We start from the raw sequence: 14030 nt of genomic DNA, 5'->3' as shown, positions 1-14030 counted from the left end.
CGATATTGTTAGTGTATTTGAAAACCCATCAAATGATAGCTAATGAAGTCGCTATGCAATCTTCAACTATTGGGGGGAGTTTAGAGCTATGTTTAAATTATTATTACTGATCATTATCATAATATGTGGATTTGTATTGTGGCGAATTTTTTTAAGACCACGTTTGAATAAAACCTTTTTTGAACCAGGAAAAGAATTGTCAACTTTGATTCAGGACCCGATTCAACCACTTCTAACTGATAACACGGAACATGTCGTGTTTGTTGATGCAGAGGAACAGCGTTTATTTGATGATGTTGCTAAAATTTTTTTTGAAGAAAAGTTGAATAATCGTGTATTCAAAAATGCTGAGCAAATTCAGCATCATTATTTAAAAAATATGCCAGCAAGTACTCTTACCCAGATTGAAAAGCATGATCTGGATGAATGGTCTATATTCTGGAGTTTTGCTGACCAGTCACTAGAGTATTATGTTGGGCGCTATGGTGTATTTTATGCGCATGTTGACCGTTTTGGTGTTGAACATAAAATAGAAATTCTTGATGCTGACCGACATTAAGAGTTTCATTTCCCTTTAAAATTAGATGCGCGTCGTTCGAGCATGGCACGTATTCCCTCCATTGCATCTTCTGACTTTAGTAAGGGTTGAAGTAAGTTTTGCAGATTTGAAAAAGCGATTTCTGGGCTGTGTAAAAAGGCTTGATGGGCAGAGGCAAGGGTGGCCTGAACAGCAAGTGGTGCAGCACTCGAAATACGTTCAGCTAATTCTAATGCTCGAATAAGCTGATTGTTACCCTCAACAACCTCTGTAACCAGATTCATTTCATAAGCAGTTTGGGCATAAAACAGATCACCAGTCAGAATATATTTCATCGCTTTGACCCATCCTGCTGCCTGAACAAAACGTACTGTTGCTCCACCAAAAGGTAAAATACCGCGCTGTACTTCTATCTGGGTAAATTGTGTATTGGCATTTGCTACAACTAGATCCGCATTTAACATCAGTTCAATCCCCGCCGTATAACAATAACCTTGCACAGCAACAATCAATGGCTTGCTACGTTGACGTCCTACAGTGCCCCAGGGATTGATTTGCTGGGCTGGAAAATTAAAAACCCCATCATTAAGTTTATTTTGTAATTCAACTAAATCCAGTCCAGCAGTAAAGTGATCACCGTGCGCAAAAACAACAGCACAACGCAAATCGGGATTTTCTTCGTATTCTGTTAAGGCAAGTGATAAATCCTGAATCATATGACTATCAAAAGCATTTCGTTTTTCAGCCCGATCCAAACCAATTAAAAAAATATGTTTGCGGATTTCACGACTGACTTTTCCTTGACTATTATTTTGTTCATTCATGTGAATTTCCCTAAATCATTGTGATGTGATTGTATATAAACTTATACCATCAAAATCCTTTGATCTGCTGACGATGTTGTAAAAATCAATTAAACTCTGCGCATTGCCCGATTTTTTATGATCAAAGAATGTACAAGTTGTTTTCACTTATCTGTTTATCTTTAGGAATCACATTATCCGCATGCCAAAAATCATCGGATCAGGATGAGCAGATGCAAAAAAATAATCATCAACAAACTCAATCTGCAAAAGTAGGTGATAAAGAAACACAGATATTGGCTGCAATTAGGCAAAAACAGACCGAATTGAAAGCTGGTGGCTGTGAAATTGATGAGCTGGCAGATCATGAAAAGCACATTTTGATTGGAGATTTAAATCAGGATGGTATTAATGATTTCATTTATGGCTATGCGCTCATTAATAATTGTGGTGGTCAGGCAACCTCAACAAACTATGCGGTTTTCCTCAACAAAAATAACCAGTATGTTCTGGATTCTATCTATCATGCTGGTCTGTCAGAATTCAATGCTTTGGAACTGGACAAGATCATACAAAATGGTGTGATCATAGGAAGAGCATTTGGTAATGATGAGAAATATCTTTATAGAGACAAAGATTTCATTAAAGTGATAGATCCAAACCAGAAACTGAATACCAGTTTGGCAAAAGCAATAAAAATAGAGAAAAGCCCATTTTCAATCCAGATCACGCAGGCATTACCATTATTTACTCAACAGAATGTTGAATGTGGAGGTTTTTTCGATGATGATCAGCCTGAGAAACGGGTTTTAGTAGATCGTTATATCTTGAGTTTTACTCAGGATGAAGTTGCTCTTCTTGGGGTTACAAAACTTACGTCACAGGATATTGTTGATGTTGAAGACAAACGTTTGGTTGCTGGTATGACGACCCAACAAGTGCGTGATTTATTTCAGACAGGTAGTCAGATAGAAGTTGTTCAAAGGGAGAAAAAATTGCCCGATGATTCTGACGATTTTTCTGTTAGAGATTATGACAGTTATTTACGGGTATACAAAGAACAAAGTGATGACGCATATTTATTTTATTTTAAAAATAATAAGTTAATTGCTATTCAGTATTTTATTCCTTGTTAAGAATAATAAAAGCAATGAATTGCAAGAAACTAGCTAAAACAGTCAGATCTTTTTCTTGCAATTATGATGCTTTTTTTCATAATAACCTCTTTAGATTTTGTGCCAAAAGCCTATGTCTCCCCTAGAAATATTTGCTGTTGTGATTAGTGTTATTGGTGTTGCTCTAACTATTAAGCGGAATATGCTGTGTTGGTGGTTTAATTTTCTGGCTTTTGTTTTATATGCTTATTTATTTTATTCGTTCAAATTATACGGTGAAACAATATTACAGTTTTTCTTTATCGTGGTGAATTTTTACGGTTTTTATCACTGGTTAAAAGGAAAACAACAAGATCATGAGATTCGAATCGAAGCTTTAGGCGTACCAATCGCATTATTTCAAATGTTATTGGCTGCGGCTGGTGGTTTGCTATTTGGTTTGATCCTGAAACATTTCACAGATGCAGCAGTCCCGATGCTGGATTCTCAACTTGCAGCTTTTAGCTTGCTTGCAACTTACTGGACGAGTCAAAAGCATATTGCAACCTGGATTTTATGGGTATTTGTCGATATTGTTTATGTCGGTATGTTTATTTATAAAGACTTATTCCTAACTGCTGGCTTATATGCTGCATTTGTTGCCATGGCTGGGTTTGGCTGGTGGCAGTGGGAACAAGTCAAAAAGAAACAGGCAGTTTCAAATTTTAAAGGAATATAAAGAACAGGTATAGCACATGCTACTTGATTTCAATCAGTATCAGCTTGAACGATTTGATGACGTTGCATCGAAAATTGCTGCTGCGCCTGAGCTATATGCAGATTTTGATTCTGTTTCAGATTTTTATAAGGCCGACTGGTTATATGAGTTTCCTCATGGAACAACCTGGGCGGCATCAGGGTTAGACGATGGTGCAGAGGAGTTTTACGCCATAATTCGCTTCCTGAACCGTAGCATTGTCATCAATGCCAGTGGTGGTCAGATTCAGATTGAGAGATGTATATTCAGCCAATGACGCTATGTGAAAAAAGCGTTTCAATGGATGACTTTATTATTCCTTCCTTGATCATTATAAAAACAGGATGAATCTATGGCGCACCGTTTTACGATTAAAGCGACTATTCCAAATGTATCATTACAAGAATTTAAGAAGCTGGCAGCAGACACCACATTGCATGAAGCTGTTTGTAAAAGGATTCCTGGAGAAAACTTAAAAATAATAGAATCCTCAATAACAGGTGATATTTATACATTGAAGCGAAGTTACAATCTGGATGTTAACATTCCAGATATTGCAAAAAAATTGCTGAAAGATGCATTTAAGCTACATCGTACTGATGTGACCAATTTGGATATTTTAGAGTCAACTGTAGTCTTGGGAGCCAATTTATCATTAGAAGCAAGCTGTGACCGTTTTGTGACTGGAGATGATCAACAGATACATATTAGCTTGGCATGGCTTGTTAAAGTTCCACTTGTTTCTGGTATGTTAGAACGTCATGCAGAGGGTGAGATACGCAAATTTAGTGAAATAGAAATTGCAATCGTAGAAGATGAAATTAGAAAGCAGTTAAATCAGTCATAAAATTTTGAAATAGAAATATGAACAGAAAATGCTGCCATTACTATTGTCAGCATTTTCTGTTTTAAAGCTTAAGTTCTTTCAAAACGATGTCTATAGACGATAGCTGTAACAAATGAAACGGCTGTTACCACCCAAATATAATACATGGCACCAATCGTACTAAACTGACTTAGCCATTGGATGAGAGGTAAAGTTATTCCTCCTGCAATAGCGTAAGCGACATTGTAAGAAAAAGAGATACCTGAAAAACGAATCTGGGCAGGAAACATTTTGACCATACTATAGGACACCATACCTACTGTCCCAGAGCATAAACCGAGTAACATATATAAAATAAATATTGATGGGGTTGAGGCATAACCCAGACTCTTAAAGAAAACAGTTGCAAGTAGGGCAACTGCAAATGATCCCCAGAGCATGACTTTTCCAGCACCAAATTTATCAGCCAGAAGCCCAGCTAGAATGCAACCGATCATTTGCATGACGATAGCTGAACTTTGCATTTCAAAGGCAACAGGACGCGGGAAGCCAAATGCGCCAGCCAGCAGGTTAGGCATGGCTAAAATTATTACAACTACACAGCCTGTCAGAAACCATGTAAATAGCATGCCGATAATCACTCCTAACTTATGATCAGTTAGAACCTGCTTTACAGGGATCTCCTTAGAGAGTTCCTTTCTTGCTTGCATCGCTTTAAATACTGGTGTCTCTTTCAGATAGGTTCTCAGGTACAGGGCAATAAAGCCAAAAATACCACCAATAATAAAGGCAATGCGCCAAGCCCAATCATGGATTTCGGTTTCTGTAAACTGTTTTGAAATCCATAATGATGTTAATGCACCGAGCAAGATCCCCAAAGAAAGTCCTGCGGTTAGAAAACCATTGGCTAGACCGATCTTTTTCTCTGGGACATGCTCTGATACAAATGTCCATGCCGCAGGAATTTCACCACCGATTGCAATTCCCTGCATAATTCGCATGAGTAATAATAAAAGCGGTGCAGCAATACCAATACTGGCATAAGTAGGTAAGATACCAATGACCAGTGTGGGTAAAGACATCAGTAAAATAGATAGTGTAAATAAACGCTTACGACCAACTAAATCACCAAAGTGTGCCATGACTACACCGCCTAAGGGTCGGAAAAAATAGCCAGCGGCAAATATTCCATAAGTGTTTAGCATCGCCCAAAAGGGGCTTAAGGTACTTGGAAAGAATAATTCAGAGATAATCTTTGCATAGAATACATAAATGACAAAGTCGTAAAACTCTAGTGCACCACCGAGCGAAGACAGACCTAGAGTGCGTTTGTCTTCACGAGTTAATTGAGTAGAAGCTTCCATGCTGCTCATTGTTGTTCACATTACGAAGGTCTTAATTAATCTTGTTTCTAATGAAAAATCAACCATTATTTAAGAAAGTTTTTCGCAATAAGCATAATGTTGATATTGGAAAACTTGTTGATTGTTGCTGCCGGATATTGATGAATTCAATGTCGACTTGAATAAAAAATATTGAGTAAAAGTTATTTAATAGATAAAGTAAAAACTTATAAAAAATAAATCAAAAAATAGAGTGAAAATTATATGTATGAAATTTCATTGGCTTAATTTAACCCATTTAAAAATCCAACGCTTCATGAGTGAGAGTGTCATTGTTAACTGGAGCAATGTGAGTAAAGGTGTACTTATTTTGGTATTGGGCGCATTGGATCACATATTGTGGCTGGCTTGGTACTGGTTTGGATATACACATGATGTTTTGCATCACTGGTTGAGTAAAAGTTATTTTGCGGGACATTTGCGGTATCTTATTGTAGTTATCACTGTATTTATCATTCTTATATTGAGTTGTTTTTTATTTAAAAATAATAAATTTTTCCAAAAATATTTTCCTTATGTCGCTGTTCTTTATTTTGGGTTAACTTTTATAAAGGGAGGGTACACTATTGGAATTATCAGCCCTGCCACGATAGCAGGCTATATCAGTTTGATTTCAGTTGGTCTGGTTCTTTTTGAACGTAGAATTATTTACTTTACGTTTATTCCGATTACTATTTTTTTACTTATAGCGATTTATTTAAGTGCAACTGAAAGAATAGATTATGCGCCAATATTCAGTGAAGAGTTGAAGTTTTCAGTTTTGTATAAAAATGATTTCTGGGTATCCAGTATGCTTTTTTTATATGTCCCGATTTTTTTTGCCAGTATTGTGCTATTTGAAATATTGTTAATACAGTGGAAAAACAGAGAAAAACTATTCAATGAAATGAGTCTGATAGATCCACTGACAGGTATTTTTAACCGTAGAAGTATTGCCAACCATCTGAAATGTATACAAGAAAAAAATATTCACTATTCCCTGATTTTAATAGATTTAGATTATTTTAAAAATATTAATGATACTTATGGGCATGATGCAGGGGACAATGTTTTAAAAAATGTTGCAAATATTTTAAGTCAGAATTTACGTGAAAAAGACTTGCTTGGACGCTTTGGTGGAGAGGAGTTCATTTTAATTTTGAACGAGACTAATTTAACTCAGGCGGTAGCTATAGCTGAATGTTGCCGGCAAAATTTACAAAAAAAGCCCATTGTTATTAATAGACTGCATTCAATTCAAGTGTCTGCAAGTTTTGGCGTAGCAGAATCTTTAGAGGATTTGTCTAATGAAATAGTCATTCATAGAGCAGATCAGGCTTTATATTTTGCTAAAGCAAATGGGCGAAATCAGGTGAGATATTATCAGGAGCTTGAACAGAGACATCCACCTCACAATTAAAATATTGCATTTTCTTGAAAAGTAATTGAGAGAAATGAAGTAGTGTTAATTTCTAAAATACATAATAATAAAAAAATAGATATGACGTTGGATATTTTAATGAGTGCCATATTACCTGTTGCTCAAAAGGGTGAAGAGATTTTAAAGCTAAAAGCTGCAACAATCGCAAGTGATGAGTTTTCTAGTGAATGGCTGATCGGGCTTTCAAATGCCATGAATGTAACAATGTTTGAGCGCAATGGTGTCGGGATAGCAGCTCCGCAAGTCTATGTCTCAAAAAGGGTCATTATCGTTGCTTCTCGTCCCAATCCTCGTTATCCAGATGCACCAGAAATGCAGCCTGTCGTGATGATCAATCCTGAGATTTTATCTTTTTCAGATGAAACAGATTTAGGTGAAGAGGGATGCTTAAGTGTACCTGATCAAAGGGGACAGGTTGCTCGTGCAACAACAATTCATGTGAAATATTTCACGTTATGTGGAGAACAGATAGAGACAACATTTTCTGGATTCCCTGCACGTATTGTGCAACATGAAATCGATCATTTAGATGGTATATTGTTTGTTGAGCGTTTATAAGAATAGATAATGTTCCAATCTTATTACTTTATGCAGTGTAAAGGTTCTGCGGACCAATCAATTTGTGATAGAAAACACGATTGAGGAGTTTTTAGAAACTAGCTGTATTAATTTTCACCTAGAAAAATAGCTGTTACTTCTTTAATTTTATGATTAGCGTTAAAAGACTTCATTTCGACTGAATGACGAGACTGATTACATATCCTTTGAAAACGCATTTAATGAATTTGTAGATCATCATGAATATTTTCAAGGTAAATTGAAGATTGATATTTGCGTTAATTACGTTTTAATTGGGAAGATGATGCATCATTGGGATGTGGTTAAGGGGGGAGTTTCTGTTAATCTATTTAGAAATAAAAAAGCACCGAAACCTATTCGATGCTTTTAAGGATTGTTTAAAACACTACTTCAAATGTTCAGCAATATCCGTAAAGATCACACCTAAACCATAAGCACCTGCATCTGGATAACCTAAACTACGATCACCAACTGTGCCGGCACGACCCATACGAGCGGTGATATCCTTGGTCGATTCTGCTCCCTGAACAGCAGCTTGAGCACCTAAGATAAAATTTTCTCTAAAAGTTTTATCAGTATTCGCTGACCATGAGTCTGCACAGGGGGCTAATGCATCAATCAGTGTTTTATCACCTACCACAGCACCACGACCAAATGAGCGCTCTCCTGTGGTTTGAATGCCTTTGACTGCCTCTTGCAGCATGATAGCAAAGTCATTTACACAAAGAGTTTGTTTACCCTGGATGGATTTACTTGCTGCACGAAAAGCTGAACCCCAGATTGGACCTGAAGCACCACCACAATGTTCCATAATGATCATTGAACAGTTCAATAAAAAATCATCCATTTTTTGAGTCTGAACAAGTTCATGCCATTGGCGTTTTAGTTGTTTAAAACCTTTGGCGACACTCATACCAAAATCACCATCACCTGCATGTGCATCAAGTTCACAAAACGGAACTTCATTTTTGATGATACATGCACTCATTACATCAACGATATAGCGCATATTTTCAATGGTGAACTGTTCATTCACTATAGAGGCATGTTCTGCATGTGTTTCTACATCGGTATTTAATGTATGTTCTGCATTTACATTATTTGTAGATAACTCAACTGCTAAAGCTGCTGAACCATCCATTTTAAATGCTGGGGTGTTGGCTGGCGCATCTAAGTAGGCTTTTAATTCATCATCTAGAGCAAGCAGGGATACCGATGCTCCAGACATATCAATACTGGTCATATAATTGCCGACAAAAGTACGGTAGATCTTGATACCTTCGTTTGCAAGATGCTGGCAAACGTCATGGTTGAATACGTAAAGTTCCTGTAGTGGAGTTGTTCCAAAACCATTGATCAGAACGGCAACCTCAGTTAAATCAGGACGATCTAAAAATAAATCATCGACAATACGTTGCGCTAATTTTTTAGATGGTAATATTTTTTCACGACGAATACCAGGTTCACCATGTATGCCAACACCGTATTCCATTTCATCTTCTGTTAAGCTGAAAGTTGGTGTGCCTTTAGCTGGTACGGTGCAAGAAGTATAAGCAAAACCAAGGCTTGTGACATTGTCTGCTGCTTTTTGCGCAATTTCTTTTACTCTTGCCAGATCATAACCTTTAGATGCGACAGCACCTGCTATTTTATGTACAAGTACTGTCCCAGCAACACCACGACGGCCTACAGTATATAAGCTGTCTTTGACTGCGATATCATCAGCAACTTTTACATAGTCGACTTTGATACCATCCTCTACAGCTAGAGCAGCACCATTCTGGAAATTCATCATATCCCCAGAATAGTTTTTGATGATCATCAGTACGCCTTTGTCTGTCGCGACCTGTTGCAGGGCCTTATACACTTGAATTTGTGATGGAGATGCAAATACATCACCGCAAACTGCTGCATCTAGCATGCCTTGTCCAACAAAGCCCGCATGTGCTGGTTCATGTCCACTGCCACCACCGCTAATCAGGGCTACGTTTTGGTGTTTTTCTTTGCGTGAAATAATTTTATATGATTCATTAAATGCGAGTTCAGGATGTGCTAGTACAAAACCTTTACACATCTCAGTCACGATGTTTTCTGCACCGTTGATCAATTTTTTCATTAAAAACACCGACAAATATATATCTGGGAGAAGAATAGCTGCGTATTATAAAGCAGGATTGAACAATTTAGCCTTAAAAAATAGGTTTTGTGATGGATAGTCAAGTTAAAGTCTATTTACTGTATTGAACTGGTTCGAGGTATAATATAATGCTGTGATTGTGTACCACTCTGGGAAATATGTATGAAACCTGAATTTCAGCAAGGTAAAATTAAACAATATAATTCTGAAAAAGGGTTTGGTTTTATTGGTGGGCTTGAACAGGATATTTTCTTTCATATTTCTGATTTTCCGCTTGCTGATGGTGAACCAAAGCGTAATGAAAGAGTTAAGTTTGTTGTTGTAGAAAATAATGGTAAGTTAAAAGCTGTCAAAATTGAACGTGTTGTTGATAATTCAGCAAAAGCCAAGAAGAGCAGAGTTGTTGAGAATAATAAGTCGATTACCAGTGCGTTGTTAAATAATTTTAGGAAGTGATGGACTTTTAAATTAATCGAATCCCCCCCTTTGGAAAGGGGAGGACTAGAGAAGTTCTAAGAAATCGAATCATCCAGATTCGGTGCTAACCAGCGTTTCGCTTCATCCAAAGTCCAGCCTTTACGTTTTGCATAATCTTCTAGCTGATCCTGCAAAATCTTGCCGACATTAAAATATTGAGATTCAGGGTTTGCATAGTAGAAACCGCTGACAGATGATGGTGGCCACATCGCAAAACTTGAAGTGAGCTGTGTACCGATCTTATCAGTTGAACCTAACCAGTCAAACAAGGATGCTTTTTCTGAATGTTCAGGACAGGCAGGGTAACCAGGGGCAGGGCGGATACCGACATATTTTTCTTTGATCAGTTCTTCATTGGAAAGGTTTTCATCTGCCTGATAACCCCAGAACTCTTTACGGATACGCTCATGCAAGTGCTCGGCAAATGCTTCTGCAAAACGATCACCTAGAGATTGCGCCAGAATTGCAGAGTAATCATCACTTTTGGCTTTATATTCATTAGCCATCTCTTCAGCACCAAAGATTGAAACAGTGAATCCACCAAGATAATCCTGATTCTGATCATCTGGACTAATAAAATCAGCCAGAGACATATTGGCTTTACCTGTAACTTTATCAGACTGTTGGCGGACATGCTCAAAGTGATGGGTTGCTTGCCCCTGTTCATCATAAACAGTCACGGTATCAGTACCTGTACGTTTTGCAGGATAGATCCCAAAGACCGCACGGGCATCAAAACGTTTATTTTCGATGATATCCTTCAACATGATTTGTGCCTGATTGTATAAATCAGTAGCTGCTTCACCGACGATTTCATCTTTTAGAATGTTCGGGAATTTTCCAGCGAGACTCCATGAAATAAAGAATGGTGTCCAGTCAAAATATTCAAGCAACGTTTCAAGAGGATAATTGGTTATCGTTTGGGTCCCCAGCATATTCGGCTTTACTGGTACAAATTTGTTCCAATCGATTTTATAGCCATTTTCAACTGATTCTGTATATGACAGTTTGGCTGCTTTCGGTTGTTTGTTGGCTATACGTTCACGAACTTTGGCATATTCGGCACGGTGCTCAGCAACAAAGTCTGCTTTTTTATCTTTAGAAAGTAGCGAAGTTGCGACACCAACCGCACGTGATGCATCGGCAACATAGATCACGGCATCATTTGAATATTGTGGATCAATTTTAACTGCAGTATGTGCTTTAGATGTGGTAGCACCACCGATCAAAAGCGGGATATGAAAATCTTTACGTTGCATTTCTTTTGCAACAAAGACCATTTCATCAAGCGATGGGGTAATTAATCCTGAAAGCCCGATGATATCGACTTTTTCATCGATTGCAGTTTGCAAAATTTTCTCGGCTGGTACCATTACTCCAAGGTCAACAATGTCATAACCGTTACAGCCGAGTACCACGCCTACGATGTTTTTACCGATGTCATGTACGTCACCTTTTACGGTTGCCATGAGCACTTTACCTTTGGATTCTCCAGCAGTTTTTTCAGCTTCGATGTATGGGTTGAGCCAAGCTACAGCCTGTTTCATTACACGTGCGGATTTCACCACCTGAGGTAAGAACATTTTACCTGCACCAAACAAGTCACCAACCACATTCATACCATCCATGAGAGGTCCCTCGATCACATCAAGAGGACGAGCTGCTTTGAGACGTGCTTCTTCGGTATCTTCATCGATAAACGTGGTAATACCTTTGACTAAAGCATATTCAAGGCGTTTTTCTACGCTCTCATTACGCCATTCGAGATCTTCAGTTTGTTTTTGAGCCGCACTTTGACCACGATACTGCTCAGCAACTTCAAGCAGTTTTTCTGTGGCATCCTGACCGCTTTCACCCTGATTTTGGTTGAGAATTACATCTTCAACCGCATCTTTAAGGGCTTTGGGAATGTCATCATAAATCGCCATTTGTCCAGCATTGACGATCCCCATAGTCATACCTTGCTTGATGGCATGGTAAAGGAAGACAGAGTGAATTGCTTCACGGACAGGTTCATTTCCACGGAAAGAGAATGAGACGTTAGACACACCACCTGAAATCATGGCATGTGGCAGGTTTTGTTTAATCCAGCCAGTTGCTTCAATAAAATCAACTGCGTAGTTATTATGTTCTTCAATACCCGTAGCTACAGCAAACACGTTTGGATCAAAAATGATGTCTTCAGCAGGGTAGCCGACATCATTGACTAAAACATCATAAGAACGTTTACAGATTTCACGTTTGCGCGCAGCAGTATCCGCCTGTCCTGTCTCATCAAATGCCATAACAATGATGGCAGCACCATATTGACGGCAAAGGCGAGCTTTGTGCACAAACTCGTCATAACCTTCTTTTAAGGAAATCGAGTTAACAATCGGCTTACCTTGAACACATTTTAAACCCGCTTCAATAATGTCCCATTTTGATGAGTCAATCATGATCGGTACACGTGAAATATCAGGTTCAGATGCGACCAGATTGAGAAAATGCACCATGGCATATTCGCTATCCAGCATTCCTTCATCCATGTTGATATCGATCACCTGTGCGCCAGCTTCGACCTGTTGACGGGCAACATCTAAAGCTTCTGCATAGTTTTCTTCACGAATCAGACGTAAGAATTTTTTAGAACCTGTAACGTTGGTACGTTCGCCTACATTGACAAACAATGAATCATCAAAAATATTAAATGGTTCTAAACCACTCAAACGGCAAGCGGGTCTGGTTTCAGGGATCTGGCGTGGTTTGATGTCTTTTACAGCATTGTAAATGGCACGGATATGATCAGGTGTAGTACCACAGCAACCACCAGTGATATTGATCAAACCACTTTCGGCAAATTCTTTTAAAAATGCTGCTGTTTGTTCTGGTGTTTCATCGTATTCACCAAAAGCATTTGGCAAACCTGCATTGGGGTGAGCTGAAACAAAAGTATCTGCAACATCAGCAATGGTTTTAACGTGAGGACGCATTGCATCAGCACCAAGCGCACAGTTAAAGCCGATAGAAAGTAGATCGCCATGACGTACAGAGTTCCAGAAAGCTTCGGCAGTTTGACCAGTCAGGGTGCGACCAGAAGCATCAGTAATCGTTCCTGAAATCATCAGTGGCAGTTCACGACCAATTTGCTTAAATACTTCTTTTACAGCGAAAATCGCAGCTTTACAGTTTAGCGTATCAAATACTGTTTCGATCAGTAAGATATCTGCACCACCTTCAATGAGTGCATGAGCTGCTTCAATATAGTTATCTTTTAATTCATCAAAAGTGATATTACGAAATGCGGGGTCGTTTACATTTGGAGAAATCGAGCAGGTACGTGATGTTGGCCCGAGTACACCTGCTACAAAACGAGGTTTTTCTGGGGTTGAATACTTCTCGCAAGCCGCTTTTGCGATACGAGCAGCTTCACGGTTAATTTCAGGAACCAGATCCTCCATGTGATAGTCAGACATGGAAACACGGGTACCATTAAAGCTATTGGTTTCAATGATATCTGCACCTGCATCGAGATAAGCTTCATGAATCCCTTGAATGATTTGTGGTTGGGTGAGTACCAAAAGGTCATTATTACCTTTTAGGTCATGTGCCCAATCAGCAAAACGTTCACCACGATAATCAGCTTCTTCCAGTTTATGGCGTTGGATCATCGTACCCATAGCGCCATCGATAATCATGATGCGTTGGGCTAGAAGCGTTTTTAAGGTGGTTAATGTGGTCATTCAAAAAACTCTCAGCAGGATTTTAAAACGGCTCATATCTTAACAGATTAGATCGTTCTTTAGTGCAACCATTACGAGTAAAGATATAGGCAGATTAAAGATTTAAAAGTAATTTCACAGAAAATTGATATTTTTTTAGAAAGAATGCTTTATTTGCATGGAAGTGGAATATGGAAAAGAAGTTAATCTGAATAAAGTAAAATAATGTCTACTAAATCACATAATTAAAAGTGCGTTTAAATTTACATTTTTTATGGGATTTTTAACCTGTTTG

General features: G+C 38.3%; 12 protein-coding genes. 8 read left to right on the top strand and 4 right to left on the bottom strand.

The features are described 5' to 3' along the window. Nucleotides 1-196: 196 nt before the first annotated feature. Nucleotides 197-559 carry a hypothetical protein gene (locus tag KPC_RS11285; RefSeq protein ID WP_228212243.1) on the top strand — a complete coding sequence of 121 codons (363 nt, stop codon included), beginning with the start codon at nucleotides 197-199 and terminating at the stop codon, nucleotides 557-559. Between the two features lie 5 nt (nucleotides 560-564). Here the strand turns inward: KPC_RS11285 and KPC_RS11280 are convergent, their stop codons facing one another. Next, the gene (locus KPC_RS11280) at nucleotides 565-1362 is read right to left on the bottom strand and encodes a crotonase/enoyl-CoA hydratase family protein (protein ID WP_121974483.1); all 798 of its coding nucleotides are present in this window, start codon (nucleotides 1360-1362) and stop codon (nucleotides 565-567) included. Nucleotides 1363-1574: 212 nt separating this feature from the next. Here KPC_RS11280 and KPC_RS11275 point away from each other — a divergent pair, with 212 nt between their 5' ends. The 4 genes from KPC_RS11275 (at nucleotide 1575) to KPC_RS11260 (ending at nucleotide 4039) form a co-directional block, all read left to right on the top strand. Continuing rightward, the gene (locus KPC_RS11275) at nucleotides 1575-2477 is read left to right on the top strand and encodes a hypothetical protein (RefSeq protein WP_121974482.1); all 903 of its coding nucleotides are present in this window, start codon (nucleotides 1575-1577) and stop codon (nucleotides 2475-2477) included. A gap of 112 nt (nucleotides 2478-2589) precedes the next feature. Next, entirely contained in the window at nucleotides 2590-3174 is a 585-nt protein-coding gene (gene pnuC / locus KPC_RS11270) for a nicotinamide riboside transporter PnuC (protein WP_121974481.1), read from the top strand. Nucleotides 3175-3190: 16 nt separating this feature from the next. Continuing rightward, on the top strand, nucleotides 3191-3469 hold the full coding sequence (locus KPC_RS11265; protein WP_121974480.1) for a hypothetical protein: 279 nt from the start codon (nucleotides 3191-3193) through the stop codon (nucleotides 3467-3469). Between the two features lie 75 nt (nucleotides 3470-3544). Continuing rightward, entirely contained in the window at nucleotides 3545-4039 is a 495-nt protein-coding gene (locus KPC_RS11260; RefSeq protein WP_121974479.1) for an SRPBCC family protein, read from the top strand. A gap of 68 nt (nucleotides 4040-4107) precedes the next feature. Here the strand turns inward: KPC_RS11260 and KPC_RS11255 are convergent, their stop codons facing one another. Beyond that, the gene (locus tag KPC_RS11255; protein WP_121974478.1) at nucleotides 4108-5382 is read right to left on the bottom strand and encodes an MFS transporter; all 1275 of its coding nucleotides are present in this window, start codon (nucleotides 5380-5382) and stop codon (nucleotides 4108-4110) included. A 247-nt stretch (nucleotides 5383-5629) separates the two neighbouring features. Here KPC_RS11255 and KPC_RS11250 point away from each other — a divergent pair, with 247 nt between their 5' ends. Together KPC_RS11250 and def are read left to right on the top strand one after the other, a co-directional pair. Continuing rightward, the gene (locus tag KPC_RS11250; protein ID WP_121974477.1) at nucleotides 5630-6820 is read left to right on the top strand and encodes a GGDEF domain-containing protein; all 1191 of its coding nucleotides are present in this window, start codon (nucleotides 5630-5632) and stop codon (nucleotides 6818-6820) included. Nucleotides 6821-6919: 99 nt separating this feature from the next. Beyond that, the gene (gene def, locus KPC_RS11245) at nucleotides 6920-7399 is read left to right on the top strand and encodes a peptide deformylase (protein ID WP_121974476.1); all 480 of its coding nucleotides are present in this window, start codon (nucleotides 6920-6922) and stop codon (nucleotides 7397-7399) included. 406 nt (nucleotides 7400-7805) lie between these two features. Here def and dhaK read toward each other — a convergent pair whose 3' ends face one another. Further along, nucleotides 7806-9536: a dihydroxyacetone kinase subunit DhaK gene (gene dhaK, locus KPC_RS11240; protein ID WP_121974475.1), complete on the bottom strand. Its 1731-nt coding sequence runs from the start codon at nucleotides 9534-9536 to the stop codon at nucleotides 7806-7808. 183 nt (nucleotides 9537-9719) lie between these two features. Between dhaK and KPC_RS11235 the strand changes: the two genes are divergently transcribed. Further along, nucleotides 9720-10013: a cold shock domain-containing protein gene (locus KPC_RS11235; protein ID WP_121974474.1), complete on the top strand. Its 294-nt coding sequence runs from the start codon at nucleotides 9720-9722 to the stop codon at nucleotides 10011-10013. A gap of 56 nt (nucleotides 10014-10069) precedes the next feature. Here the strand turns inward: KPC_RS11235 and metH are convergent, their stop codons facing one another. Continuing rightward, on the bottom strand, nucleotides 10070-13756 hold the full coding sequence (gene metH, locus KPC_RS11230; RefSeq protein ID WP_121974473.1) for a methionine synthase: 3687 nt from the start codon (nucleotides 13754-13756) through the stop codon (nucleotides 10070-10072). Nucleotides 13757-14030 lie beyond the last annotated feature (274 nt).

This window comes from Acinetobacter stercoris (assembly GCF_900323515.1).
Lineage (GTDB): Bacteria > Pseudomonadota > Gammaproteobacteria > Pseudomonadales > Moraxellaceae > Acinetobacter > Acinetobacter stercoris.
Note: the sequence above shows the minus strand (reverse complement) of the source record. Positions and strands in the feature narration are given on the sequence as shown.